This is a genomic window from Amycolatopsis sp. NPDC104587, assembly GCF_055583645.1.
In genome coordinates this window covers 470820-493677 of sequence record NZ_JBVJNO010000006.1, presented here as the reverse complement: position 1 = coordinate 493677, position 22858 = coordinate 470820, and the positions used below count along the sequence as shown (strand labels likewise).

General features: G+C 72.0%; 28 protein-coding genes and 1 pseudogene. 12 read left to right on the top strand and 17 right to left on the bottom strand.

Translation table 11 applies throughout. The features are described 5' to 3' along the window. The first annotated feature begins 65 nt into the window (after nucleotides 1-65). The gene (locus tag ACZ61C_RS21270; protein ID WP_465309185.1) at nucleotides 66-1190 is read left to right on the top strand and encodes an FAD-dependent oxidoreductase; all 1125 of its coding nucleotides are present in this window, start codon (nucleotides 66-68) and stop codon (nucleotides 1188-1190) included. A gap of 1 nt (nucleotide 1191) precedes the next feature. Here the strand turns inward: ACZ61C_RS21270 and ACZ61C_RS21265 are convergent, their stop codons facing one another. Together ACZ61C_RS21265 and ACZ61C_RS21260 are read right to left on the bottom strand one after the other, a co-directional pair. Further along, complete coding sequence (locus ACZ61C_RS21265) at nucleotides 1192-2475, bottom strand: ATP-binding protein (protein ID WP_465309183.1); 1284 nt, start codon at nucleotides 2473-2475, stop codon at nucleotides 1192-1194. 3 nt (nucleotides 2476-2478) lie between these two features. Then, entirely contained in the window at nucleotides 2479-3174 is a 696-nt protein-coding gene (locus tag ACZ61C_RS21260; RefSeq protein ID WP_395932280.1) for a response regulator transcription factor, read from the bottom strand. Between the two features lie 42 nt (nucleotides 3175-3216). Between ACZ61C_RS21260 and hisN the strand changes: the two genes are divergently transcribed. Further along, nucleotides 3217-4002, top strand: a complete 786-nt coding sequence (gene hisN / locus ACZ61C_RS21255; protein WP_465309181.1) for a histidinol-phosphatase — start codon at nucleotides 3217-3219, stop codon at nucleotides 4000-4002. Here the strand turns inward: hisN and ACZ61C_RS21250 are convergent. The 6 genes from ACZ61C_RS21250 to ACZ61C_RS21225 all read right to left on the bottom strand — a co-directional run bounded on the left by ACZ61C_RS21250 (nucleotide 3999) and on the right by ACZ61C_RS21225 (nucleotide 8209). Beyond that, nucleotides 3999-4463: a phosphotransferase gene (locus tag ACZ61C_RS21250; protein WP_465309179.1), complete on the bottom strand. Its 465-nt coding sequence runs from the start codon at nucleotides 4461-4463 to the stop codon at nucleotides 3999-4001. The genes hisN and ACZ61C_RS21250 overlap by 4 nt on opposite strands. Nucleotides 4464-4484: 21 nt before the next feature. Further along, on the bottom strand, nucleotides 4485-4745 hold the full coding sequence (locus ACZ61C_RS21245) for a hypothetical protein (RefSeq protein WP_003105220.1): 261 nt from the start codon (nucleotides 4743-4745) through the stop codon (nucleotides 4485-4487). Continuing rightward, a complete protein-coding gene (locus tag ACZ61C_RS21240; RefSeq protein WP_465309177.1) occupies nucleotides 4745-5710 on the bottom strand; it encodes a TNT domain-containing protein in 966 nt (321 codons plus the stop codon). The genes ACZ61C_RS21245 and ACZ61C_RS21240 overlap by 1 nt, the downstream gene beginning before the upstream one ends. 96 nt (nucleotides 5711-5806) lie before the next feature. Continuing rightward, the gene (locus tag ACZ61C_RS21235) at nucleotides 5807-6736 is read right to left on the bottom strand and encodes a hydroxymethylglutaryl-CoA lyase (protein ID WP_465309175.1); all 930 of its coding nucleotides are present in this window, start codon (nucleotides 6734-6736) and stop codon (nucleotides 5807-5809) included. Beyond that, nucleotides 6736-7323, bottom strand: a complete 588-nt coding sequence (locus ACZ61C_RS21230) for a PH domain-containing protein (RefSeq protein WP_465309173.1) — start codon at nucleotides 7321-7323, stop codon at nucleotides 6736-6738. The genes ACZ61C_RS21235 and ACZ61C_RS21230 overlap by 1 nt, the downstream gene beginning before the upstream one ends. A gap of 85 nt (nucleotides 7324-7408) precedes the next feature. Continuing rightward, nucleotides 7409-8209 (bottom strand): biotin--[acetyl-CoA-carboxylase] ligase, encoded by an 801-nt coding sequence (locus ACZ61C_RS21225; protein ID WP_465309171.1) that lies wholly within the window; start codon nucleotides 8207-8209, stop codon nucleotides 7409-7411. 81 nt (nucleotides 8210-8290) lie between these two features. On the opposite strand from ACZ61C_RS21225, the gene ACZ61C_RS21220 reads away from it, so the two are divergent. From ACZ61C_RS21220 to ACZ61C_RS21210, 3 genes are all read left to right on the top strand, one after another. Then, on the top strand, nucleotides 8291-9316 hold the full coding sequence (locus tag ACZ61C_RS21220) for a C40 family peptidase (RefSeq protein ID WP_465309169.1): 1026 nt from the start codon (nucleotides 8291-8293) through the stop codon (nucleotides 9314-9316). Between the two features lie 87 nt (nucleotides 9317-9403). Beyond that, nucleotides 9404-9964: a hypothetical protein gene (locus ACZ61C_RS21215; protein WP_465309167.1), complete on the top strand. Its 561-nt coding sequence runs from the start codon at nucleotides 9404-9406 to the stop codon at nucleotides 9962-9964. A 37-nt stretch (nucleotides 9965-10001) separates the two neighbouring features. Next, a complete protein-coding gene (locus ACZ61C_RS21210) occupies nucleotides 10002-10337 on the top strand; it encodes a VOC family protein (protein WP_465309165.1) in 336 nt (111 codons plus the stop codon). A gap of 2 nt (nucleotides 10338-10339) precedes the next feature. Here the strand turns inward: ACZ61C_RS21210 and ACZ61C_RS21205 are convergent, their stop codons facing one another. Next, complete coding sequence (locus tag ACZ61C_RS21205; RefSeq protein ID WP_465309163.1) at nucleotides 10340-11362, bottom strand: alkene reductase; 1023 nt, start codon at nucleotides 11360-11362, stop codon at nucleotides 10340-10342. Nucleotides 11363-11427: 65 nt separating this feature from the next. On the opposite strand from ACZ61C_RS21205, the gene ACZ61C_RS21200 reads away from it, so the two are divergent. After that, the gene (locus ACZ61C_RS21200; protein ID WP_465309161.1) at nucleotides 11428-12276 is read left to right on the top strand and encodes a sigma-70 family RNA polymerase sigma factor; all 849 of its coding nucleotides are present in this window, start codon (nucleotides 11428-11430) and stop codon (nucleotides 12274-12276) included. A gap of 34 nt (nucleotides 12277-12310) precedes the next feature. Here the strand turns inward: ACZ61C_RS21200 and ACZ61C_RS21195 are convergent, their stop codons facing one another. Then, nucleotides 12311-12898, bottom strand: coding sequence for a dihydrofolate reductase family protein (locus tag ACZ61C_RS21195; RefSeq protein ID WP_465309159.1), 588 nt, complete (start codon nucleotides 12896-12898; stop codon nucleotides 12311-12313). 185 nt (nucleotides 12899-13083) lie between these two features. Between ACZ61C_RS21195 and ACZ61C_RS21190 the strand changes: the two are divergent. From ACZ61C_RS21190 to ACZ61C_RS21180, 3 genes and pseudogenes are all read left to right on the top strand, one after another. Further along, nucleotides 13084-13901, top strand: a pseudogene (locus ACZ61C_RS21190) (class I SAM-dependent methyltransferase). Nucleotides 13902-13920: 19 nt separating this feature from the next. Then, the gene (locus tag ACZ61C_RS21185; protein WP_465309157.1) at nucleotides 13921-14523 is read left to right on the top strand and encodes a TetR/AcrR family transcriptional regulator; all 603 of its coding nucleotides are present in this window, start codon (nucleotides 13921-13923) and stop codon (nucleotides 14521-14523) included. Nucleotides 14524-14658: 135 nt separating this feature from the next. Next, a complete protein-coding gene (locus tag ACZ61C_RS21180; protein WP_465309155.1) occupies nucleotides 14659-15558 on the top strand; it encodes a LysR family transcriptional regulator in 900 nt (299 codons plus the stop codon). Here ACZ61C_RS21180 and ACZ61C_RS21175 read toward each other — a convergent pair. From ACZ61C_RS21175 to ACZ61C_RS21165, 3 genes are all read right to left on the bottom strand, one after another. Then, nucleotides 15515-15637, bottom strand: a complete 123-nt coding sequence (locus tag ACZ61C_RS21175) for a hypothetical protein (RefSeq protein WP_465309153.1) — start codon at nucleotides 15635-15637, stop codon at nucleotides 15515-15517. The genes ACZ61C_RS21180 and ACZ61C_RS21175 overlap by 44 nt on opposite strands. Nucleotides 15638-16036: 399 nt before the next feature. Continuing rightward, nucleotides 16037-16318, bottom strand: coding sequence for a hypothetical protein (locus ACZ61C_RS21170; RefSeq protein WP_465309151.1), 282 nt, complete (start codon nucleotides 16316-16318; stop codon nucleotides 16037-16039). 21 nt (nucleotides 16319-16339) lie between these two features. Next, nucleotides 16340-17338: a GlxA family transcriptional regulator gene (locus tag ACZ61C_RS21165; RefSeq protein WP_465309149.1), complete on the bottom strand. Its 999-nt coding sequence runs from the start codon at nucleotides 17336-17338 to the stop codon at nucleotides 16340-16342. Nucleotides 17339-17409: 71 nt separating this feature from the next. Between ACZ61C_RS21165 and ACZ61C_RS21160 the strand changes: the two genes are divergently transcribed. Beyond that, the gene (locus tag ACZ61C_RS21160; protein ID WP_465309447.1) at nucleotides 17410-18186 is read left to right on the top strand and encodes an NAD(P)H-dependent oxidoreductase; all 777 of its coding nucleotides are present in this window, start codon (nucleotides 17410-17412) and stop codon (nucleotides 18184-18186) included. A gap of 234 nt (nucleotides 18187-18420) precedes the next feature. Here the strand turns inward: ACZ61C_RS21160 and ACZ61C_RS21155 are convergent, their stop codons facing one another. Then, a complete protein-coding gene (locus ACZ61C_RS21155; protein ID WP_465309147.1) occupies nucleotides 18421-19164 on the bottom strand; it encodes an SDR family oxidoreductase in 744 nt (247 codons plus the stop codon). Next, entirely contained in the window at nucleotides 19161-20012 is an 852-nt protein-coding gene (locus tag ACZ61C_RS21150) for an NAD(P)-dependent oxidoreductase (RefSeq protein ID WP_465309145.1), read from the bottom strand. Before ACZ61C_RS21150 ends, ACZ61C_RS21155 begins: the two co-directional genes overlap by 4 nt. Before the next feature lie 83 nt (nucleotides 20013-20095). Between ACZ61C_RS21150 and ACZ61C_RS21145 the strand changes: the two genes are divergently transcribed. Continuing rightward, the gene (locus tag ACZ61C_RS21145) at nucleotides 20096-20455 is read left to right on the top strand and encodes a winged helix-turn-helix transcriptional regulator (RefSeq protein ID WP_465309143.1); all 360 of its coding nucleotides are present in this window, start codon (nucleotides 20096-20098) and stop codon (nucleotides 20453-20455) included. On the opposite strand, the gene ACZ61C_RS21140 is transcribed toward ACZ61C_RS21145, so the two are convergent. Next, a complete protein-coding gene (locus ACZ61C_RS21140; RefSeq protein ID WP_465309141.1) occupies nucleotides 20427-21617 on the bottom strand; it encodes an FAD-dependent monooxygenase in 1191 nt (396 codons plus the stop codon). The two genes, ACZ61C_RS21145 and ACZ61C_RS21140, sit on opposite strands and share 29 nt — an antisense overlap. Before the next feature lie 73 nt (nucleotides 21618-21690). Here ACZ61C_RS21140 and ACZ61C_RS21135 point away from each other — a divergent pair, with 73 nt between their 5' ends. Beyond that, on the top strand, nucleotides 21691-22257 hold the full coding sequence (locus ACZ61C_RS21135; RefSeq protein WP_465309139.1) for a TetR/AcrR family transcriptional regulator: 567 nt from the start codon (nucleotides 21691-21693) through the stop codon (nucleotides 22255-22257). Here ACZ61C_RS21135 and ACZ61C_RS21130 read toward each other — a convergent pair. Then, nucleotides 22254-22811, bottom strand: coding sequence for a flavodoxin family protein (locus ACZ61C_RS21130; RefSeq protein WP_465309137.1), 558 nt, complete (start codon nucleotides 22809-22811; stop codon nucleotides 22254-22256). The genes ACZ61C_RS21135 and ACZ61C_RS21130 overlap by 4 nt on opposite strands. Between the last annotated feature and the right edge of the window lie 47 nt (nucleotides 22812-22858).

Here is a 22858-nt window from a genome sequence, read left to right as displayed (position 1 = left end):
CTCCATCTTGACATGACTGGAACGCCGTTCCAATATGGAATGACATTCCAGAGAGGAGCACCACCATGCGCACCCCCATCACGATCATCGGCGCCGGACTCGGCGGCCTCACGCTCGCCCGGGTCCTGCACGTCCACGGCATCCCGGCCACGGTTTACGAGGCCGAGGCCTCCCCAGCGGCCCGCACGCAGGGCGGGATGCTCGACATCCACGCCCACAACGGCCAGCCCGCCCTCGAAGCGGCCGGCCTGCTCGAGGAGTTCCGCGGCCTGGTCCTGGAGGGCCGCGAAGCGACGCGGATCCTCGACCGGCACGGCACCGTGCTGCTCGACGAACCCGACGACGGCACCGGTGGCCGTCCCGAAGTGCAACGCGGGGAGCTGCGGCAGCTCCTGCTCGATTCACTCCCGGCGGGCACCGTCCGGTGGGGACACAAGGTCAGCGGCGTCCGCGCGCTCGGCGAGGGCCGCCACGAAGTGACCTTCACCGACGGCACGTCCGTCACCACGGACGTCCTGGTCGGCGCGGACGGCGCGTGGTCGAAGGTCCGGCCGCTGCTTTCCGACGCCGTTCCCGCGTACGCCGGGACGTCGTTCGTCGAGACGTACCTGTTCGACAGCGACACCCGCCACCCGGCCAGCGCGAAGGCCGTCGGCGGCGGCGCGCTGTTCTCGCTCGAGCCGGGCAAGGGCATCCAGGCGCACCGCGAAAGCGGCGGGAACCTGCACACCTACGTCGTGCTGTCGGAGTCCCAGGAGTGGTTCGCCGAGATCGACTTCACCGATGCGGCCGCGGCCTCCGCGCGGATCGTGAAGGAGTTCGACGGCTGGGCCCCGGAGCTGACGGCGTTGATCACCGACGGCGAGACCGCGCCGGTCCTGCGCCCGCTCAACACGCTGCCGGCGAACCACCGCTGGGAGCGCGTGCCGGGCGTGACGCTGCTCGGCGACGCCGCCCACCTGTCGGTCCCGAACGGCGAAGGCGCGAACCTGGCCATGGCCGACGGCGCCGAGCTGGGCAAGGCCCTCGCCGCGCACCCGGACGACGCCGAGGCCGCGCTCGCCGAGTACGAGCGGGCCCTGTTCCCGCGGAGCCTCGAAGCCGCCACCGAAGCCGCGCGCGACTTCGAGCTCTGCTTCGGGGAGAACACACCGCACAGCCTGGTCGCCCTGCTCACCGGGCAGGCCTGACTCAGCGCGGGACGCGTTCGGCGGGCCAGCGCACTTCGGGCACGTCGCTGGGCCGCGGGACCTTGAGGAACAGGCTGAACACAGCCGGACGGCGGTTCGACAGCTCCAGGCGGCCGCCGTCCGCCTCGACCAGCGCGCGGGCCAGCGCCAGCCCGACGCCGGTCGAGCCGCCGCCGGAGAAGCCGCGTTCGAAGATGTGCGGGGCGAGCTCGTCGGGCACGCCCGAGCCGGTGTCGCTGACCTCGATGACCACCGTGCCCTCGGCGTCCCCACGGCGGGCGACCAGGGTGACCGTGCCCGAGCCGTGGCGCAGCGCGTTGTCCAGCAGCACGCCGATGACCTCGCGGAGCCGCCCGGGCGTCGCCCGCGCCATCAGGCCGTCGGCCACGCGCATGCGCAGGTTGCGGCCTTCCGAGCGGAGCAGCTCACGCCACTCCTGCGCCATCTCGGGCAGCTGCGTGGGCAGGTCCACCGGCTCCGCGCCGACCTCGCGGGCCGCACGCGCCGCCGCGAGCAGCTCGTCGAGCGCTTCGGCGAGCCGGTCGGCCTGCTCCTGGGCGGCCTTCGACTCGACGGCGACCTCGTCGTCCGGGTGCACGGTGAGCGGTTCGAGCCGCAGCTGCAACGCCGTCAGCCGGCTGCGCAGCTGGTGCGAGACGTCCCCGACGAGCTGGCGTTCGCGCTGCACGAGCTGGGCGAGCGCGGTGCCGGACGCGTCCAGCGCCTCGGCGACCATGTCGAGCTCGCCGACGCCGTAGCGGCTCGGGTCGGGCCGGAAGTCACCGCCGCCGAGCCGCGACGCGCGTTCGGCGACGTGCCGCAACGGCTTCGCCAGCCGCCGCGCGGTCGCGATCGCGACCACCGCGCCGGTGCCGATCGACAGCAGCACCAGCAGGACGACGACGAGCGTCACCGTCGTCTGGCGTTCGTGCATCGGCCCGGCCGGCACGGCGATCTCCACCTTGCCGTCGCGGGCCAGGTCGGCCGTCTCGCCGACGATGTCGGGGCCCGGGTCGTTGCCGTAGCGCTTCTCCCCCTGGCCGCTGGACCACACGGTGAGCAGGCCGTTCGCCGGGACCGCCGCGCGCACCTGGTCGAGGTCGATCGCCTGGCCGTTGGCGATCTCGGTGTCGAGGATCGCCGCCGCCGCGCGGGCGTTTTCGGCGAGGGTCTCCCGGTAGCTCGACTCGATCTGCCAGCTCGCCACGATGCCCAGCGGGATGCCGAGGACCGCCGCGGTGACCGCGACGGCCAGGAGGATGGCCAGCAGGATGCGGCGGCGCACGGCTTATTCGGCGTTGAAGCGGAAGCCGACACCGCGGACGGTCGCGATCCGCCGTTCGCCGTCGTGGGTCTTGCTGCTGCGGCCGGCGGCCTCGTCGGCGGCGATGGCGAGCTTCCGCCGCAGCCACGACATGTGCATGTCGAGCGTCTTCGACGTCTTCGACTCGAGGTCGTTCCAGACCTCGGCGAGGATCTCGTCGCGGCTGACGACCTGCCCGGCGCGGCTCATCAGGACGCGCAGCAGCTCGAACTCCTTGTTCGCCAGCTGGACCTCGTGCAGGTCGACGGTGACCAGCCGCGCGCCGAGGTCCATCCGCACCCCACCGGCCTCGAGCACCTCGGGCACCCGGCGGCGCAGCAGCGCGCGGATCCGGGCGAGCAGCTCGGCCAGCCGGAACGGCTTGGCGACGTAGTCGTCGGCGCCCGCGTCCAGGCCGACGACGAAGTCGACCTCGTCGGTGCGGGCGGTGAGCATCAGGACGGGCAGCTCGGTCCCGTTGGCGCGCAGGCGCCGGCACACCTCCAAGCCGTCCATCCCGGGCAGACCGAGATCCAGCACGAGCAGGTCGACGCGCTGGGCGGCGGTGGCGTCGAGCACCGAAGGGCCGTCGGTGACGACGTGGATCTCGTATCCCTCACGTTCGAGGGCGCGGGAGAGCGGTTCGGCGATGGCCGGATCGTCTTCGGCAAGTAGGACCATGCTCACCTGGTCAACTCTACGGCGGTGCGGCGTGAAACCATCGTGACCGTGCCTGGCTACGGAGATGATCTGGACCTCGCCACCCGGCTGGCTGACACCGCCGACGCGATCACGGCGGCGCGGTTTCGCGCCCTGGACCTCAGGGTCGAGCGCAAGCCCGACCGCACCCCGGTGACCGACGCGGACACCGCGGTCGAAGACGCGGTCCGCGCGGTGCTGGCCGCGGAACGCCCGTCCGACGCCGTCTTGGGCGAGGAACGCGGTGGCTCGGCGGCGACCGGCCGCGCGTGGGTGCTCGACCCGATCGACGGCACGAAGAACTTCCTCCGCGGAGTACCCGTCTGGGCGACGCTCATCGCGCTGGTCGTCGACGGCGACCCGGTGGTCGGCATGATCACCGCGCCGCTGCTGGGCCGCCGCTGGTGGGCTGCGACCGGGTCCGGGGCGTTCTCGTCCGACTCGGCCGGGACGCGCCGGCTGGCGGTTTCGGGAGTTTCGTCTCTTTCGGACGCTTATCTGTCCACAACGGACCTGAACTCGTGGGGCGAGCACCACTCGCGGGAGAAGTACCTCGAGCTGGTGGACGCGTGCTGGGAATCCCGCGCGTTCGGCGACTTCTGGCACCACGTCCTGGTGGCGGAGGGCGCGTTGGACGTCGCGGCGGAGTGCATCGTGAACCCGTGGGACGTCGCGGCGGCACAGGTGATCGTCACCGAGGCCGGGGGCCGGTTCTCCGACCTGGACGGCTTGGGCCGGTACGACAACGGGAGCGCGTTGTCGACGAACGGCCTGCTGCACGACGAAGCGCTGGGGATCCTCAAGCGCTAGGCGAGCCGGTCCAGTGCGGTGCTGAGGAACGCGTCCCGGCGTTGGGCCGCGAAGTCGACGTCCGCGATCGAGCGGGTCCGCAGGGGCCGCGCAGCCCGAGGCTCGAGCGAGACCGCCTGAAGCGCGGCCGCCGTGGCCCCCAGCGCCTGGAGCCGTGCGTTCGAGGCGACCGGGGGAATCCGGCTGTGCCCGGGCAAGGCAGCCGTCAGCACCGCCAACGCTCCGGTCGCGGTGCCATCCAGATCCGTGGCGATCAGCCGGGCCGCGGGCAGCCCGTCGTCACCGGCGACCCGCAGCGCCGCCGCCTCGGTCGCGAACCGCCGGCGATGATCGGGATCAGCGGGGTCCCCGAGCCGCAGCACGGCCGCGTCGGCCCCGTCGAACCTCAGCAACCACGGATCGGCGCCTTCCCGCAGGCCGGTGACCGAGGCCACCCCGGCGCCGCCGACCGCGTCGGTCACCCACCGGCCGCTCCCGCTTCGTCACGACCCCGGCAGCAGGCCGACGGCGCCACGGGCGACCTGCGCCCAGGCCAGCCGGCCGAAGAGGTAGTGGCACGCGACCTGCTCGCTGGTGAACCGCGCCCAGTCGTAGCGGTTGCCCTGCTCCCGCCAGAACACCTCCCACGCCTCGTCTTCGCCCTGCATCAGGCACCAGGCGTTGTCGACCTCGGCGCCGAGCGAGACCACCTCCGGCGGGACGCCCAGCACGCCGAGCCAGCGCTGGATCGACTGGGTGTTCATCAGTCCTCTTCCCCCTTGGCCTCGGCGAGATAACCGAGGGTGACGAGCTCGTCCGCCGCCAGCAGCGCCCGGTAGCGGGCGCCGCCGCCGACCTGGCCGAACCAGTTCGCGGTCTCCGACCGCCACATCGGCACCGCGCGCACGACGACGTACCGGCGGTACTCGGCGTCCAGCATCCCGGGCGGCAGCGAGCGTTCCGCGAACGGCGTGCCGTCGGCGAAGAACACCCGGCCGTACGCCGGGCCGAAGCGGTCGAGCACGGTGTTGGCCGGGACCATCACCGGCTCGGCGTGGTCGAGGCCGCCCTCGGGGAACATCTCCCCCGGCGGCCACGCGTACTCCGGCCCGAGCTCGCTGTGCCCGACGACGAACCGGCGGATCCACACCGCCTGCGTCGCCCGCGCGTACGGGACGTAGTGCTCGGTCAGGTGCGCCGGCACCGGCCGCGGCGGCGCGGTCGGCGACCGGCGGAACCCGGCGGTGACGTTGGTGAGAGCCTGGTCGTCGAAGATCAGCCGGGCGTCCGGGTGGTCGTTCGGGCCGAAGCCGTCCGGGTCGTCCTCGGGCAGGTCGAGCTGCAGCGCCGGTTTGTCCATCGCGACCGGCAGGTGCCCGATCGGGAACATGTGCACCAGGAACAGCGCGACAACGCTTTCCCGTTCGACGCGCGGCGAGCCGAGCGGGGGCAGCGGCGCGGGCGAGCCGGGGTTCGGCGGCGGACCCGCCACGGGCGGCGGCGGCCCGGCCGGCGCCGGCGGGGGCTGCGGGGCCGGGGGCAGCGGGAACGGCGGCAGGAGCGGCGACACCGCGTGCGGCCACGCGGCGGGATTGCCCGAAGGCGGCGTCGGCGCCTCTTCGAAGGCGCCCGAGTCCGGCAAGCCGTACCCGGGCAGCCGGATCGGCCCGGTGTCGAGGTCGGCCTCGACCGGTTCGGAGCCCGCCTCGGAAGGCTCGGTCACACCCATCCTCCGGCTCGGTCGGTGCCCGCGGGCACACTGTTCGACGCGGCCGCGGCCGGTCCCCCTTGATACCGCACCCCTCGGGTGCGTGCGCAGGCGAGGTCAGCTCAGCGCGGCCACCACGCGGGACGGGCTCGGGCGGCCGAGCTGTCCCGCCATCCACGCGCTGGCCGCCACCAGCGCGTCCAGGTCGACGCCGGTCTCGACGCCGAGGCCGGCCAGCATCCACACCAGGTCCTCGGTGGCCAGGTTCCCGGTCGCCGACTCGGCGTACGGGCAGCCACCCAGTCCGCCCGCCGAAGAGTCCACTGTCGACACTCCACATCGGAGCGCCGCGAGGGTGTTGGCGAGAGCCTGACCGTAGGTGTCGTGGAAGTGCACGGCCAAAGTGCCGACATCGCCGAACAGCCCGACCAGGTTCTCGACCTGGCCCGCGGTCGCGACGCCGATGGTGTCGCCCAGCGAAAGCTGCGAGCAGCCCATGTCCAGCAGGCGGCGCCCGGCGTCGGCGACCTGCTTCGCGGGCACTACGCCTTCCCAGGGGTCGCCGAAGCACATCGAGAGGTAACCGCGCACGTCCAGGCCGGCTTCCCGGGCCCGGGTGACGACCGGCTCGAACATCGCGAACTGCTCGTCCAGCGACGAGTTGAGGTTCTTCTGCGCGAACGTCTCCGTGGCGCTGGCGAAGATCGCGATGTGCTCGACCCCCGCGTCGAGGGCCCGGTTCAGGCCCTTCTCGTTCGGCACCAGCACGGGGTAGCGGACGCCTTCACGGCGGTCCAGCCCGGCCAGCAGCTGCTCGGCGTCGGCCAGCTGCGGCACCCACTTGGGGTGCACAAAACTGGTCGCCTCCAGCGTGGTCAGGCCGGCGCCCGCGAGCCGGTCGAGGAACTCCAGCTTGACCTCGACCGGGACGATCGTCTTCTCGTTCTGCAGGCCGTCCCGCGGGCCGACCTCCCAGATCGTGACCCGCTCCGGCAGGTCACCCGCCGAGGGGACCCGCTCCGGCAGACCGAGTTCGCGCGTGCCCATCAGCGGCGTCGATCGCCGCGCGGCGGGTGCCCGCCCTGGGGCGGCAGCGGCTCGGTCTGCTGGGGAGCCGGCGCGCCGCCGGGCCGGTAGTCGTCGTACGGGTTGTCGTTGACCTCGCGGTAGATCACCGAGTGCACCTTCTCGACGTGCGGGATGTCCTCGAACCGCAGCGGCTCGTCCGACGCCGACTCGATGATCAGCGAGCCGCAGCCGAAGACCCGGTCGAGCAGGCCGTGCTCGAACTGGACGCTGTTGATGCGGCCCATCGGGATGTCGATGCCGGTGCGCTTCAGCACACCCTCGCGCACGATCAGCCGGTCGGTCGTGACGATGAAGTGGGTGGTGCGCCAGCGCACGAACGGCACCAGGAACAGCCACACGACGAGCACGAGCGCGACCACGCCGATGGCGATCAGCCCGACGGAGTCCCACGGCGAGCCGGCGTCCTTCGCCAGGAGCGCGAGCCAGATGCCCGCGCCCACAGTGACCAGCAACGCGAGCGTCGGGAAGATCAGCATCTTGAAGTGCGGGTGACTGTGCACCACGACGTGCTCTTGCTCGCTGAGCAAATCGTCCGGATAGGCCACGGCGGACGCTCCCAAGGTCGGTGCGGCGGTGTCGTCTCACCGTACCGGCGAGACGCCCGGCCGGTGAGTGCAACGCCCCGAAGAATCAGGCCGGGCGGACGTGCACCACGTCACCCGCGAAGACGGTGTGGCGCTGGCCGCCCGCCATGTCGACCTGCAGCTGCCCCGCGGCGTCGATGTCGGCCGCCCGGCCGACGAGGGACGTGCCGTCCGGGAGCTGCACCTCGACGTCCTGGCCGAGGGTCGCGCAGTGGGCGCGGTAGTCGCCGAGCAGGCCCGCTTCGGTGAGGTCGCCGCCCGCGAGCCGCCAGCGCCGCTCGAGCTCGTCGAGCTCGGTGAGCAGCGCGATCGCGACGTCGGTGCGGTCGGTGTTCGTGGCGCCGCGCTCGGCCAGCGACGTCGCGGGGAGCCCGCCGGGCCCCGGCTGGACGTCGCCGAGCGGCAGGACGTTGAGCCCGATGCCGAGCACGATCGACGCTTCGGCCCCCGCGACGGCCTCGGCCAGGATGCCGGCGCACTTGGCGCCGTCGACGAGGACGTCGTTCGGCCACTTGAGCGACGCGTCGACCCCGACCCCGGCGGCGGCCGCCCGGACGGCGAGCCCGGCGACGACGGACAGTGACCCCAGCGCCGAGAACGACACGCCCGACGGCCGCAGCGCGACGCTCAGGTACAGCCCCGCGCCCTTCGGCGAGCTCCAGGACCGCGCGCGCCGCCCGACCCCCGCGGTCTGCTCCTCGGCGAGCAGGACGGTGCGGTCGGCAGCCCCGTCGTCGACGGCTTTCCGCAGGTCGGCGTTGGTGGAGCCGGTCCGCTCGACCACGTCGATCTTCGGGTACCGATCCTGCAGCTCCGCGCTCAGGCGGGCGGCGTCGATCTCAGGCATGTGCCCACCATATGGGAGTCCCCCTAACGTGCAAGCTACTCAGTCGTTCACTAAGAGGTGCGCTCTTCTAAGTTGGAACCCGTGACGACCAAGCCGACCTCCTGGGCTCGTGGTGCGGCCCTGCGCGGCCTCGTCGCGCTGCCGCTCGTCGCGGGTCTCGTGGCCGCGGGCTTCCTGCTGGCCGACCGCTCCCCCGAACCCGCGCCCGCCCCGCTCCCGGTGGCGCGCGACGCGGCGGCGTCGGGCCCGTCGGTCCTTGAGGTCAGCGCACCGGTGAAGGCGCAGGAACCGGGCCAGGGCGCGTCCGGCGCGGGCGGCAAGAGCCCGCTGCAGCAGTGGGCCGAGCAGCTTTCCGGGCCCCTGGACATCCCCGCGGACGCGCTGGTCGGCTACGCGAACGGCGAGCTGGCTCTACGCAGCGAACAGCCGTCGTGCCACCTCTCGTGGGTCACGCTCGCCGGGGTCGGCTCGGCGGCATCCGACCACGGCCGCGGCGGCGGGAACCTGCTGGGGCTGACGGCTGCGCAGACCAAGAAGTACGGCGCCGACGCCCCGGTCGCGGCCGGGCGGGCGCTCTGCGCGGGCGGCACCGACCTCGGCGCCGGCCCCGGCTGGTGGAAGGCGATCGCGGCGTACCACCCGGGCAGCGAGACCGAGCTGTTCCGGCAGCGGGTGCTCGGCACGGCCCAGCTGTACGCGACGCTCTCGCTCGACCCGGCGTCGGCCTCGTCGCCGTCGGTCCGCGCGACCCGGTTCGCGCTCGGCCAGCTCGGCCTCCCGTACGTCTGGGGCGGCAACGGCCCCGACGCGGGCGCGGCCGGCTTCGACTGCTCGGGCCTGACGAAGGCGTCGTACGACAGCGCGGGCGTCTCCCTGCCGCGCACGGCGGACAGCCAGTTCCGGGCGCTCCCGCCGGTGCCGGCTTCGCAGGAGCCGCGCCTGGGCGACCTGGTGTTCTACGGCAGCCCGGCGACGCGCATCCACCACGTCGGGCTCTACCTCGGCAACGGCCTGATGATCAACGCGCCGACCGAGGGCCAGGCGATCCAGATCCACACGTATCACTCGAAAGGTGACGACTACGCGGGCGCGGGCCGCCCCGCCTGACTCTTTCGTCTCGCGTTTTCCGGTTCCGCCCCGCAGCCGGGCCGGTGTCGATTACCCTCCGGATTCTTCGAGGGGAAAGGCACTTTTATGTCCGTTCGCGCGCTATCGGTCCTGGCCACGGGCGTCTTCCTGGTGATCACCGGCTGTTCGAGCGGCGTCGGCGGCACGGCGGCCCCGGCTTCGACTTCGGCCTCGGCTTCGTCAGGCACGCCCGCACCGTCGTCGCCGACCGCGGCCACGTCCTCGACACCCGCTCCTTCCCCGTCGAGCACGCCGTCCTCGCCCTCGTCAGCTCCTGTCAAGACGGCCGCCGGGGCGATCGCGCGGTACGAGACGTACCTGCACGCGGTGGGCAAGCAGGACGTCGCGACGGTCTGCGAAATCGCCGCGCCGGCCGCGAAGAAGGCCGAGGACGAGGGCTTCGGGCCGTGCGAGCAGACGATCCCGGTGATGTTCGGGTTGATCTCGGCGGCGCAGAAGCGAGCCCTGCAGAGCGCGACGGTCGACCGGGCCCGCGTCAGCGAGGACAGCGCGACGAAGGTCCAGGTCCCGGCGAGCGCGATCCGCGCGGCCGTCAAGTTCACCGAAGGCGACCTGGGCGACGCGGTGCTCGAGTACCGCGGCGGCAACTGGTTCGTCACCGACTGACCCGTTTTTGTCGGGGGTCGCCGCTAGTGTCGCCGGCATGTACGAAGTGGACTTCGTGGAGTTCCCGTCGGCGTCGGCAGCGGCGTCCGGCGAGTTCTTCGAGCGCGCGTTCGGCTGGGCGGCGACCGCCTACGGCCCGGACTACACGGACGTCCGGACCGGGGGACCCACCCTCGGCTTCCAGGCGGACCGGGCCCAGCAGACCGGCGCTCCGCTGGTCACCATCCGCACCGACGACCTCGCCGCGGCCCGGGCGGCGGTCGAGTCGGCCGGTGGTGTGGTGACGACGGAACCGTTCGCCTTCCCCGGCGGGCGGCGGTTCCACTTCCGCGAACCCGGCGGGAGCGAGCTGGCGGTGTGGTGCCCGGAATGAGACTAGGACGCCTGCTCGACGTACCCCGCCGCCCCGCCGCCGTAGTAAGTGGCGGGGTCGCCGGGCGCGAGCGGCAGGCCGAGCGCGAACCGCGTCACCAGGTCGGGGTTGGCGATGAAGTGCCGCGCGTAGGAAACGGCGTCGGCGATCCCGGCCGCGACCACGGCGTTGCCCGAGTCGCGGTCGAAGCCGTTGTTGACGACCAGCGGCCCGGCGAACAACCGCCGGTAGCGGGCGAAAGCGGCGAAGTCCGGTCCGTCATCGGCCCCGCGGAGGTGCAGATACGCCACATCCAGTGAAGCGACGAGCTCGTCGTACTCGGCGCGGAGTGTTTCGTCCACAGTGAACAGTCCGCCGGTCCACCACGGCGAAAGCCGCACGCCCACCGCGAGCCCGGACTCGCGCACGGCGGCGACGACGTCGAGCAGCAGCTTGCCCCGGGAGCGGCCGTAAGCGTCGGTGCGGTGGTTCAGCCGTGGGTGCAGGAACTGCGCGAGCAGGTACACGCCGTTGGCCGCGACCTCGACCCCGTCGAACCCGGCGCGGCGCGCGTTCTCCGCTGCCGTGCCGTAGTCCGCGACGGTCGCCCGGATCTCGGCCACGCTCATCTCGCGCGGAGTCAGCGTCGGCCGTCGCCCGCCGGCGAGATGCACCGTCTCGCCCGGGTTCACCGCGGACGGCCCGCCCGGCCGTCCGCCGAGGAGCTCCGGGTGCGACACCGCGCCGGTGTGCCACAGCTGCAGGACGATCCGGCCGCCGAGTGCGTGCACGACGTCGGTGACCCGCCGCCACCCGGCGACCTGCGCGCCGGTGTGGATGCCGGGGACGTCGGCGAGCCCGACGGCCCGTTCGCTCACCCAGGTGCCTTCGGTGACGACGAGCCCGGCGCTCGCGCGCTGCGCGTAATAGGCGGCTTGCAGTTCGCCCGGCACCCCGCCGGGGACGCGCGCCCGCGTCACCGGCGCCACCACCACCCGGTTCGGCACCCGCCAGCCACCCAGGTCGGCAGGGGTCAGCAAGCTCATCCGGTCACCTCCGGTCGCGGGGATTCGTCAAAGGAGCGACGGTGACGGCGGGCGAAAGGTGACCGATGGACGACCTGGCGGCGGAGTTCGAGGCCGAACGCGGCCGGCTGCGCGGGCTGGCCTACCGGATGCTCGGTTCCGCGGCCGAGGCGGACGACGCCGTCCAGGTGGCGTGGCTGCGGCTGAACCGCGCGGAGCCGGTCGACAACCTGGCGGCGTGGCTGACGACGGTCGTCTCCCGCGTCTGCCTCGACGTGCTGCGCTCGCGGAAGGCGCGCCGGGAGGATCCCTTCGAGGTCCTGCCGGAGCCGGTCGACGGCGCCGACCCGGCCGGCGAGGTGGAGCTGGCGGACTCGGTGGGCCGCGCGCTGCTCGTCGTGCTGGCCGCGCTCGGCCCGGCCGAGCGGATCGCGTTCGTGCTGCACGACCTGTTCGCGATGCCGTTCGACCGGATCGCGCCGGTGCTGGACCGGACGCCTGTGGCGGCGAAGAAGCTGGCGAGCCGCGCCCGGCAGCGGGTGCGGGGCACGTCCCCGCTGCCCCCGGCCGACCTGGCGCGGCACCGCCGCGTCGTGGACGCGTTCCTGGCCGCGGCCCGCGGCGGCGACCTCGACGAGCTCCTCGACGTCCTCGCCCCGGACGTCGTGCGCCGCGCCGACCCGGCGGCGCTCCCTTCGGGAGCATGCCTCGAAGCACGCGGCGCCCGTGCCGTGGCGGAGGAGACGCAGGTGTTCGGAAAGCGGGCCCGCTTCGCCGAGACGGCCTTGGTAGACGGCGCGGTCGGCGTGGTCGTCGCCCCGCGAGGACAGCTGCTGCTCGCCCTCGCGGTGACCGTCGAGGGTGCGCAAGTGACCTCGTACGAAGTGATCGCCGACCCCGCCCGCCTCGCCGCCCTGCGGATCACGCTCCTGTGAGCCCGCGGCAGTACTGGCGCGACCGGCCCGGCCCTCACCGGTCGATCCGGTAGGACAGGTGCGTCACGCCGGTGCCTTCGATGATCTCCGGCCCGACCAGCTTGGTCATCGCGTCGAGGTTGTCGAAGAAGCGGACGCCGGAGCCGAGCAGCACCGGGGCGAGGTCGACCTGGATGCCGTCGAGCAGGCCGAGGTTCAGGCACTGCTGGGCGATCGTGGTGCTGGCGACCGCGACGATCTTGTCGCCGGCGACCTGCTTGGCCTGGTCGACGGCGCTCTTGAGGCCGTCGGTGACGAAGGTGAACGGCGCGTCGGGGTGCGGCCAGTCGACGGGCGTGTCGTGGGTGACGACGAAGACCGGCACGCCCATCGGGTGCGTGCCGCCCCAGCCCTGGGTCAGGTTGAAGAGGCGGCGGCCGGTGATCAGCGCGCCGACGTTCTGGAGCGCTTCCCTGAGCATCTTCGCGCTGGCTTCGGAGGTCTTGAAGGTCGCCCACTCGGCGGCGGTCGGGACCTCGACGTCACCGTTGCCGAACCACTCGAACAGGTGATCGGTGCGATCCTCCGGGTCGGCGACGAAGCCGTCGAGGGACATGGACATGTTGGCGATGACCTGGGCCATTGTCTTGCTCCTTTGTGCTGGTCAGGGGTGGTTTCCCTGCTGAGGAGAAGTCTTCCGCGGCGGCGCTCCCGGAAGATCTGCCACCTGGCTGACATCCGGTGGCGGGGTGGCCGATGCCTTGACAGCACCGGGCAGTCCCGGAACCATGAACGTGTGTTCATGAACGCGTGTTCACAACGAAGGGGATGCAGATGAGCGGGATCGTCAACACCGCGCAGGCGAAGGCGTGGAACGGCTACGAAGGGAAGCATTGGGCGACCAACGCCGACCGCTACGACGGCGTGAACAGCGGGTTCAACGAATTCCTGCTCGACCGCGTCGGCGGGGAAGACCGGGTGCTCGACATCGGCTGCGGCAACGGCCAGCTGACGCGGCTCGCCGCGGCGCGGGGCCGGTCCGCGCTCGGAGTCGACCTGTCCGGGCCGATGCTCGAGACCGCGCGGGCTCGAGCGGGTCGGACGTGACGTTCGAGCAGGGTGACGCCCAGGTGCACCCGTTCCCCGATGGCGAGTTCGACCTGGCGGTCAGCCGGTTCGGCGTGATGTTCTTCGCGGATCCGGTGGCGGCGTTCGCCAACGTCCGGCGGGCGCTGAGCCCCGGCGGCCGGCTCGCGTTCCTGTGCCTGACCGCGCTGGCGGGCACGGACCTCGGCCGGGTGTTCGGCGCGATGGCGGCGTACCTGCCCCAGCCGACCGGGCCGGACGGCAGCGGCCCGACGTCGTTCGCGGACCCGGACCGGACGAAGGCGGTGCTGACCGAAGCCGGCTTCGAGGACGTGACGTGCACCCACGTCGAGGCCGACCAGATCTGGGGCCGGGACGTCCCCGACGCGGCGCGGTTCATCGCTGACTGGGGCCCGGTGCGCCACCACCTGAGCCTGGTCGACAAGACCACCGCCGCCCAGGCGACCGAAGCCCTCACGGCGGCACTGGAGCCGTTCGCCGCCCCGGACGCGGTGCGGTTGCGCGGTGCGGCGTGGCTGGTCACGGGAAGGAGGACCTGACGGGCCTACGATGACGGCGATGTCACCGAGGAAAGCCGCGGCCCAGCGGGACGGCCAGTCCCTGTACGACCTCCTGGTCGAAGCCTGCGAGAAGCTGATCGCCGAGAACGGCACGGCGAACCTCACCGTGCGCGGGATCGCGCGTACGGCGGGCGTCGCCGACGGGGTGCTCTACAACCACTTCTCCGGCAAGGAGGAGCTGATCGCCTACGCGCTGCTGAAGTACGTGCGCCACACGGAAAACACGCTGGGCGAGCTCCCGACACCCGGCGAAGGCACGGTGGCCGGCAACCTCCGCCGTCACCTGGAGTTCGGCCTGACACTGCACCGGGCGATCGTCCCGGCGTTCAGCGGCCTGGTCGGGCAGCCGACCGTGCTGGAGCAGTTCGCGGCGATCAGCGAGAACTCGGGCGACTGGCGCGACCGCCTGCTGGCCTACCTCGAAGCGGAACGGGCCCTGGGCCGCCTCCGCCCGGAGTCCGAAGTGGACGCCTCGGCGGCGCTGCTGGTCGGCTACTGCCACAACTCGGTGATGGCGGCGGTCTTCCCGCACACGAGCCCCCTCGACCCGCCGAGCCCGGAGTCGGTGGTCGAGGCCGTGCTCCACGGCATCGCTCCCTAGCCCCGTCGGTCCCGCACCCGCACCCGTACCACCCGTCGACGCGGTCCGTCCTCTGTAGAGCAGTCGACACGAATCCCGTCATTCGCGACCCGGAAAGGGAAAGACCGATGGACGCTGCCGCGATACCGTTGCGGTATGGACGATGTCGAGGTCCGTGAGCTGCGGTACTTCCGCGCGGTCGCCGAGGAGCTGAACTTCTCCCGCGCCGCCGAGCGGCTCGGGATGGCGCAGCCACCGCTGTCGCGCGCGATCCGGCTGCTGGAGCGGCGGCTCGGGGTCCTGCTGTTCGAACGCACCAGCCGGCACGTGTCCCTCACGCCGGCCGGGAACGTCCTGTTCGCGGAGTCGGCGAAGGCGCTCGACGCCGTCACCGCGGCGGTCCGGCGCACCCGCCGGGCGGCGCAGGACGCGCCGCCGCTCGTGGTCACCGCCAAACCCGGGGTCGCCACCGAACTACTGCGGCGGATCGCCGACGGATACCCGGACCGGGTCGAGATCCGCATCAGCGGGTTCGGCGAGCAGGCGGAGATGGTGCGGGACGGCCGCGCGGACGTGGCGGTGGTCGGCGGCCCCGCCGACAACGACGGCCTGGACGTCGAGGTGCTCTTCAGCGAGCCGCGGGTCGCCGCGCTTCCCTCGGGGCACGAGCTGGCCGGGCGGGCCGCGCTGGCCTGCGCGGACTTCGCCGGGCGGCCGACGCCGTGGTGGCCGGACGCGTCCGCCGCGGACCGGGCGTACTGGTCCGGGCAGGACGTGACCGGTGGCGCGGTCACGCCGGGGCCGGTGGTGCACAACAGCGAGCAGATGCTGGAGACCGTCGCGCTCGGGCAGGCGATCGCCTTGCTTCCGGTGTCGGTGGCCGAGCAGCGGGTGCGGGCCGACGTCGTCTACCGGCCGGTGGTGGACGCGACGCCGTACTCGCTCGTCCTGGTGTGGCCGACCGACGCGCGGGACCCACGGATCGCGCGGTTCGTGCGGACGGCCGTCGAGGTCAGCGGAGCACCACCTCGACCGGGAGCTGTCCCGGCGGGGTGACCGAGCGGATCACCGGCGGCACCCGGACGTCGTCGGCCTCGAACGCCACCCGCAGCTGCTCGACGTCGGCGTCGGCCATCAGCTCGGCCAGCTCGTCGGCGCGGGCGAGGGTCGCCGGGGAGAGCGTCGCGTCCTCGGTGAGACCGCCTCAGAGGTCCCACAGGATCATCTCGTGCTTGTTGAGCGCGGCGAGGTCGAGCACGAGGTTGTGCCACGCGTACGGCAGCCCGCGCAGGAAGGGCACGTCCAGATCCGGGGGAGACGACCAGCCGGTCCGGGTCGACGTCGCCGGAGCGGGCCGCGGTCCACGCGTCGGCGCCGGTCAGGAAGCGGTCGCGGGGCACGTCGAGGAGGTCGAACTCACCGAACCCAGCCGGGAACTGAGGTTCGACGAGGTGCCACTCGGCGCCGTCGTGGACCTCGGGCGCGGGTCGGGAAACCGTGGTGCCGCGCCATCAAAACGAACAGGAGGAAGAAGTCACGACAGCAGCCGACGATCCGCTTGAGCGGCTGACGCGGGCCGCCCGGCGGCGCCGGGTCGAGCTGGCGCAGGCGGGCGAATATGTCCGAGGCGTAGCGCAGGTTCGCGCCGCGCCGACGGGAAGCCGTGCTCGGCGATGTCCCCCTGCGCCCAGTAGTGGAACATCAGCTCGGACGCCGCGAGGCGCAGGGCCGCGAGGTCGTCCGGCGTGCCGTCGAGCCAGGACGACTGCGCTCCCGGGTCGGTGAACCGGCTGTGGCTGACGTAGAAGTCGTCCATGGCCGACCACGCTAGCCGGATTCAGCCCGCCTGCGTCGCCAGTTCTCCGCGGAACGTCGAGCGGTAGGCGCTCGGTGACACCCCGAGGGCCACCTGGAAGTGCTGGCGCAGCGACGCCGCCGTGCCGAACCCGGCTTCGGTGGCGACCCGGTCGACCGGCAGGTCCGACTCCTCGAGGAGCTGGCGGGCGCGCTCGATCCGTTGCTGCGTCAACCATTGCAGCGCCGAGATGCCGACCTCCTCGCGGAATCGGCGAGTGAACGTGCGGGTGCTCATCGCCTCGCGGGCGGCGAGCTCGCGCAGGGTGAGCGGCCGGTGCAGGTTCTCCAGGGCCCAGGCACGCGCCTCCTTGGTGGAGGACGTGCGGGGTTCGGGCACCGGCCGGCGGACGAACTGGGCCTGGCCGCCTTCGCGGTGCGGGGACACCACCGTGCCGCGGGCGACTTCGTTGGCGACCGCCGTGCCGTGATCGCGACGGATCATGTGCAGCACGAGGTCGATGCCCGAAGCGACCCCCGCGGAGGTCAGGACGTTGCCCTCGTCGGTGTAGAGCACGCACGGGTCGACATCGACCTCGGGGAACCGGTCCTGCAGCTCCTCGGCGGAGCGCCAGTGGGTGGTCGCGCGGCGGCCGTCGAGCAGGCCGGCGGCGGCGAGCACAAACGCGCCGGTGCAGATCGACGCGATCCGGGCGTCCGCCGGGATGCGCTCCAGGGCCGCGGCCAGCGGCGGCGTGAGCACCCGCGCCATCGGCTCGTACTCGGCCGAGGACGCCGGGACGATCACCGTGTCGGCCTCGGCCAGCACCTCGGGACCGCGGTCGATGGGGATGGTGAAGTCGGTGTCGGTGCGCACCGGGCCCGGCTCGAGGGTGCAGGTCACCACCTCGTACAAGGGCTCGCCCGACGCCGAGCGAGCCTGCCCGAACAGCCGGTGGACGATGCCCAGCTCCATCACGAGCAGACCGTGCCGGACCAGCACGGCAACGTGGTGACGCCCGGGGTGCACAAATTCGGCCATGGCTCGATTCTTGCACATGTTGGCTATCAGGCCACTCGATCGACCGAGGAGGTCGAGTGACCATCGAGGTCATGAACGTGTTGTGGGTTTTTGCGCATCCCGAGCCCCGCTCACTGAGCGGCGCCCTCCGCGACGGCGGGCTCCGGACGCTCGGCGAGCTCGGTCACGAGGTCCGGGAGTCGGACCTGTACGCGATGAAATGGAACCCAGTGGTCGACGCAGCCGACTTCGGCGCCGAAGCCGGCGACGAGCGCCTGGTGGTCGGAGCAACGTCGGCGCGGGCGCACGCGCGGGGCGAGCTGAGCCCGGACATCGTGGCGGAGCAGGAAAAGCTCGACTGGGCGGACGCGCTCGTCGTGCAGTTCCCGCTGTGGTGGTACGGCCTGCCGGCGATCCTGAAGGGCTGGTTCGACCGCGTCTTCGTAAAGGGTTTCGCCTACGGCATTCGAGCAGAAGACGGCCGAACGTTGCGCTACGGCGAAGGCCGCCTCAAGGGCAAGCGCGCAATGGCGGTCCTCACCGCGGGCGCCCGCGAACCGGCCATGGGCCCGCGCGGGGTGAACGGCGCCCTGGACGAGGTCCTGTTCCCACTGCACCACGGAACGCTGTTCTACGCGGGAATGACGGTCCTGCCCCCACTCGCGGTCTACGGCGCCGACCGAGTGTCCGACAACCACTTCACCGAGGCGCGCGAACTCCTGCGGAAACGCCTGGAGTCGCTGGAAACCACGGAGCCAATCTCCTTCCGCACCCAGAACGGCGGCGACTACGACGAGGAACTGGTCCTCCGCCCGGACCGCGCGCCAGGCGTGACGGGCTTGGCCGCGCACCTCACCCAGGCAGGGTGACGCACCGGCCCCGCCACGCGGACCTCCGCCCACCGCCGATCACGCGTAATGCCCGCTAAATCACGCGAAATGCCCCTCCGATCACGCGTGATACCCGCTCAATCACGCGAGATGCCCGTCCACCCGCCACACCACAAGGCCCGCCACCACCCACCCACGCCACAAGGCCGCCGCCTACCCGCGCTACTCGGCCGCCCAGCCACGCCGCGTCTCGCGGGCCCCCGCCCACCCCCCTCAGGCGGGCAACGTCAGCCGCTGCCCCAACCCTCCGTCCACCGGAAGATCCGCTCCCGTCGTAAAAGTCGCCTCAAAAGCCAAAAACAACACCGCCGCCGCCACCTCCTCCGCAGTCGCATGCCGCCTCAACGGGGTCACCTCGTCACCCGTCTCCTTGAACGCCGCCAGCACCTCCGACGGCACCCCCGTCACCCCCATCGTCGGGGTGTCCGTGTAACCCGGGCTGACCACGTTCACCCGGATCCCTCGCGGCGCCAGCTCGGCCGCATACGTCCGGGCGAACGACCGAACAGCCGCCTTCGCCGCGGAATACGGCCCCATCCCGGCGATCCCGGCCTCCGCCGCCACCGAGGTCGTGAACACGAACGATCCCCCAGTCCGCACCAACCCCGCCAACCGCTGCGCCGTGAAGTACGCGCCCCGGGTGTTTACCGCGAACGTCCGGTCGTAGATCTCCGGTGTCGTCTCGGCGAACGGGGTCAGCGTCGCGAACCCCACGTTGACGAACACCAGGTCCAGCTCACCAAGCGTCTCCGCCGCCACCGAACCCAGCTCGTCGACGTCCGCAAGGGACGCCGCGTCCGACGACAGCACGTGCGCCGGCAGCTTGCCCGCCAACCGCGAGACGTCGCGGCCGGTCAGGAGCACCTCGGCCCCGCCATCGATGAGGGCCTTCACCACAGCCAGCCCCATGCCGTGGGTGCCGCCCGTGACCACCGCCTTCTTGCCCAGGTACTTCACCGGATCTCCTCGATGACACTCGCGATCGCGTGCGCGCCGTGGCCCGATGCCACCGCGCGGTCGAACAGCTCCCGCAGGGCGGCCGGGACCGTGACACCGATCCCCTGCGCTCGGCTCGTCTCCACCAGTAGGCCGAGCCCGGCCGCATTGATGTCCAGCGCCGAGACGTCGGTCTCGTACTCGCCGCTGGCCACCTGCGCGCCGATGCCGGGCAGGAACCCGCCCACCGCCGAGAGCCAGCCCAGTGCCATCGGCGTGAACTTCTCCGGTGTGACCCCCTCGGTGCCGACCAGGGCCAGCGCGTGCAGGTAGCCGCCCATCGTCGACCACATGATTCCCAGCAACGCCAGGTCGTACAGTGCCGCCAGTCCGGCGTCCTCGCCGAGGAACACCGGCTCCCCCAGAACTTCCAGCACGTCACGCTGTGCTGTGAACGCCGCTTCGGAACCGCTGTAAAGAATCCGCGCGCCCGGCGTCCCGATGCCCTGGGGCACGGCCATGATCACGCCGTCCAGGTAGTCGATGCCTTGCGAAGACGCCCACTTCGCGACGTCACGGGCCTGCTCCGGCGTCCCGGAAGTGAGGTTGACCAGCAGCTTCGGCGCGGCCGCCGCCAGTACCGGTTGTTGAGTGTCGTATGTGGACAGACAGCTGATGACGACGTCCGCCGCGGCCGCTTCCGCGGGGGTGGCCGCGAGCCGTGCTCCCTGGTCGAGCAGCGGACCCGCCTTGAGCGGCGACCGGTTCCACACCACGACGTCGTGGCCCGCCCCCAGCAGTGCCCCGGCGAGCGCGGCGCCCATCCGGCCCAGGCCGAGCACGCCCACCTGTTTTGTGCTTTCTCCCATGGGTTCCATGCTGCTGATGCGCTTTACAATGGACAAGTACCGACTAATAAGTCGGGTACTCACCAAAAGGTAAGGATCGGCGCATGCTGGCGAGAACCTACCGCTGCGGACTGGACGCGGCCATCGACGTGGTCGGCGGCCGCTGGAAGGCCCTGATCCTGTGGGCGCTGCACGCCGAGCCGCTGCGGTTCGGCGAGCTGAAGCGGAAGGTCGCGGGCATCAGCGAGAAGATGCTGATCCAGGCGCTGCGAGAGCTGGAGGCGGACGAGATCGTGCACCGCGAGGTGTTCCGGGAGGTCCCGCCGAAGGTCGAGTACTCGCTGACCGGCCTCGGTCAGCGGCTGAACACCGCGTTGCTGCCCCTGGGCGACTGGGGCGAGGAGAACATGGCGGGCATCGCGAGCCGCCGGGGTGTCACGCCGGCGCCGCCGCATAGCGCTTGAGCTTGATCGTGTTGCCCGCCTTGAGCGGCAGCTCCTCGATCAGCTTGCGCCACGGCAGGTACGGCAGCAGCTTGTAGTTGAGGTTGCGCATGCGGATCCACGTGCGCGTCGGCGGGACGAACCACTTCCCGTTGCCCTCGGCCAGCTTCTGGCACGCGGCGACGAGCTCGCGCATCTCCTCCTGGTACGCGCCGAACGCGCTCCGGTGGTCACCGCCGGCCGCCGCGAGCTCGCCGGCCAGCACGTACGCGCCGACGATCGCGAGGCTCGTCCCCATGCCCGAAAGCGGTGCGGCGCAGTACGCCGCGTCGCCGACCAGCACGACCCGGCCGTCCGAGTACCTGTCGAGCTTGATCTGGCTGGCCGAGTCGAAGTAGAAGTCCGGTGCCTCGCGCATCGCCTTGAGCAGCGTCGACGTCTCCCAGCCGACATCGGCGAAGCGCTCTTCGACGATCCGGCGCTGCTGCTCGACGTCGCGGTGGTCGTAGCCGAGCGGGTCCGAGCCGAACCAGAACAGCGCCTTGGCCTCGCTGTTGTCCCGCGCGCTGTACACGCCGACCGTACGGTTCGGCTCGTTGTAGAAGCGGCCGACGTGGTCGAGGCCGAGGTGGTTCGGCACCGTGAAGATCGAGACGTAGTACCCGAGGTCGCGCCGGTACCAGGACTCGTCGCCGAAGACGAGCGAGCGGACGTTCGAGTGCAGCCCGTCGGCCCCGACGACCAGGTCGAACTCGCGCGGCTCGCCGTGTTCGAAGGTGACCATGACGCCGTCGCGGTGCTCGGTGATTCCGGCGATCGAGTCGCCGAAGACGTACTCGACGTCGTCCGCGGTCGCCTCGTGCAGGATGCGTGAGAGGTCGCCGCGCAGGATCTCCAGCTCACCGCTCTGGAACGTCGACGGCGTGACCACCAGCGTCCGGTCGTCGCCGTCCACATAGGACACGTCGCCCATCCGGGTCGCCGCCGCTTCGACCCGGCCGAGCAGGCCCATCCGGTCGAGGACGTCGAGGGACGCGCCGCGGAAGTCGACCGCGTAGCCGCCATCACGCAGCCGGGGCGCGCGTTCGACGACCGTCGGCGTGAAGCCGTGGCGGCGGAGCCAGAAGGCCAGGGCGGGGCCGGCGACGCTGGCGCCGGAGATGAGGACTCGTCTGTTCTGCATGCCGAGAACCATAACCGCGATTTGGGCGATCGCGCAATGCGTTCGCCTAAGACGATCGTGCTAGGCTCTCGGCATGGGCAACAAGGAAGCACTGCTGGCGGGCGCGAAGCGCTGCCTGAACGAGAAGGGGTACGCCCGCACGACGGTGCGCGACCTCGCCTCGGCGGCGGACGTCAGCATGGCCGCGATCGGGTACCACTTCGGCTCGCGGGAGGCGCTGCTCAACGCCGCGCTGATCGAGGCGAACGAGGAGTGGGGCGAGACGCTGGCCGGAGTCCTGCGGGCCGAGACGCCCACGGACGCGTCACCGGCCGAGCGCTTCGAGCTGATCTGGCAGCGCGTCATCGAGTCGTTCGAGGCGCACCGCCGGATGTGGGCGATGACCTTCGAGGCCTGCTCGCAGCCGGACCTCGACGAGAAGGTCCGGGCCCAGCTGGCGAACGCCTTCGAGCTGGCCCGGTTTGGCCTGGCGAACCTCTTCCAGGGCCTCGACGACGGCGGCCCCGAGGCCCGGGCCGCCGGCACGGTGCACCAAGCCCTGCTCTCGGGCGCGATGCTCCAGTGGCTGGTCGACCCGGACCACGCCCCCTCGGGCGCCGACCTGGTCCTCGGCCTGCGCCTGATCGCGGCAGACGCCTAGGCGGTCACAAGAGCCTTGCTGAAGAACGTCTCCGCCGCCGCCATCGCGTCAGCGTCCAGCAGGACGTCGCCGGGGCGGCTTCCGTTGCCCAGCAACACTCCTCCCCAGTTCATGCTCAGGTACTCGGCGCACAGCTCCAGCGTCCCGATCAGCGGCTGGGCTTCCCGCGCCGTCTCGCTCAGGACGCTCACGCCCCACAGCGACTTGCCGCGCATCCTCGGCTTGAACTCGACCGGCAGGCGCATCCAGCCGGACCAGTAGTCGAGGTAAAGCTTCACGCTCGCCGCGACCGAGTACCAGTACACCGGCGACACGATCACGATGTCCGTCGCCGCGAAGGTGGCGTCCATCAGCAGCTGCTCGTTCGGCCCCGGCTCCGGGTGCTCGCCGGCGCCGTGGCGGCGGTCTTCGAACGGCGGCAGCGGCAGCTCGGGCAGCCGCAGCCACCGCTGCTCCGCGTCGGCCGGCAGCTCCTTCGCCGCTCGCCGGGCCAGCATCTCCGTGTTCCCGCCGGCCCGCGCCGCGCCGACCAGGAAGAGGAAGTTCCGCGTCATGAGAGTCCCCTCAATTACTTGCATGTACATATAAAGACTGTCCCTAC

Excerpts from the sequence above, each read along its gene's own strand:
- ACZ61C_RS21245 (WP_003105220.1), bottom strand. The coding sequence starts at position 4,745 with ATGAACACCCAGTCGATCCAGCGCTGGCTCGGCGTGCTGGGCGTCCCG.
- ACZ61C_RS21135 (WP_465309139.1), top strand. The coding sequence starts at position 21,691 with ATGGGCAACAAGGAAGCACTGCTGGCGGGCGCGAAGCGCTGCCTGAAC.
- ACZ61C_RS21215 (WP_465309167.1), top strand. The coding sequence starts at position 9,404 with ATGTCCGTTCGCGCGCTATCGGTCCTGGCCACGGGCGTCTTCCTGGTG.
- ACZ61C_RS21130 (WP_465309137.1), bottom strand. The coding sequence starts at position 22,811 with ATGACGCGGAACTTCCTCTTCCTGGTCGGCGCGGCGCGGGCCGGCGGG.
- ACZ61C_RS21240 (WP_465309177.1), bottom strand. The coding sequence starts at position 5,710 with ATGGGTGTGACCGAGCCTTCCGAGGCGGGCTCCGAACCGGTCGAGGCC.
- ACZ61C_RS21150 (WP_465309145.1), bottom strand. The coding sequence starts at position 20,012 with ATGGGAGAAAGCACAAAACAGGTGGGCGTGCTCGGCCTGGGCCGGATG.
- ACZ61C_RS21235 (WP_465309175.1), bottom strand. The coding sequence starts at position 6,736 with ATGGGCACGCGCGAACTCGGTCTGCCGGAGCGGGTCCCCTCGGCGGGT.
- ACZ61C_RS21165 (WP_465309149.1), bottom strand. The coding sequence starts at position 17,338 with ATGGCCGAATTTGTGCACCCCGGGCGTCACCACGTTGCCGTGCTGGTC.
- ACZ61C_RS21260 (WP_395932280.1), bottom strand. The coding sequence starts at position 3,174 with ATGGTCCTACTTGCCGAAGACGATCCGGCCATCGCCGAACCGCTCTCC.
- ACZ61C_RS21195 (WP_465309159.1), bottom strand. The coding sequence starts at position 12,898 with ATGGCCCAGGTCATCGCCAACATGTCCATGTCCCTCGACGGCTTCGTC.
- ACZ61C_RS21200 (WP_465309161.1), top strand. The coding sequence starts at position 11,428 with ATGGACGACCTGGCGGCGGAGTTCGAGGCCGAACGCGGCCGGCTGCGC.
- ACZ61C_RS21225 (WP_465309171.1), bottom strand. The coding sequence starts at position 8,209 with ATGCCTGAGATCGACGCCGCCCGCCTGAGCGCGGAGCTGCAGGATCGG.
- ACZ61C_RS21180 (WP_465309155.1), top strand. The coding sequence starts at position 14,659 with ATGGACGATGTCGAGGTCCGTGAGCTGCGGTACTTCCGCGCGGTCGCC.
- ACZ61C_RS21205 (WP_465309163.1), bottom strand. The coding sequence starts at position 11,362 with ATGAGCTTGCTGACCCCTGCCGACCTGGGTGGCTGGCGGGTGCCGAAC.
- ACZ61C_RS21185 (WP_465309157.1), top strand. The coding sequence starts at position 13,921 with ATGTCACCGAGGAAAGCCGCGGCCCAGCGGGACGGCCAGTCCCTGTAC.
- ACZ61C_RS21140 (WP_465309141.1), bottom strand. The coding sequence starts at position 21,617 with ATGCAGAACAGACGAGTCCTCATCTCCGGCGCCAGCGTCGCCGGCCCC.
- ACZ61C_RS21145 (WP_465309143.1), top strand. The coding sequence starts at position 20,096 with ATGCTGGCGAGAACCTACCGCTGCGGACTGGACGCGGCCATCGACGTG.
- ACZ61C_RS21270 (WP_465309185.1), top strand. The coding sequence starts at position 66 with ATGCGCACCCCCATCACGATCATCGGCGCCGGACTCGGCGGCCTCACG.
- ACZ61C_RS21160 (WP_465309447.1), top strand. The coding sequence starts at position 17,410 with ATGAACGTGTTGTGGGTTTTTGCGCATCCCGAGCCCCGCTCACTGAGC.
- ACZ61C_RS21210 (WP_465309165.1), top strand. The coding sequence starts at position 10,002 with ATGTACGAAGTGGACTTCGTGGAGTTCCCGTCGGCGTCGGCAGCGGCG.
- ACZ61C_RS21175 (WP_465309153.1), bottom strand. The coding sequence starts at position 15,637 with ATGGCCGACGCCGACGTCGAGCAGCTGCGGGTGGCGTTCGAGGCCGAC.
- ACZ61C_RS21170 (WP_465309151.1), bottom strand. The coding sequence starts at position 16,318 with ATGGACGACTTCTACGTCAGCCACAGCCGGTTCACCGACCCGGGAGCG.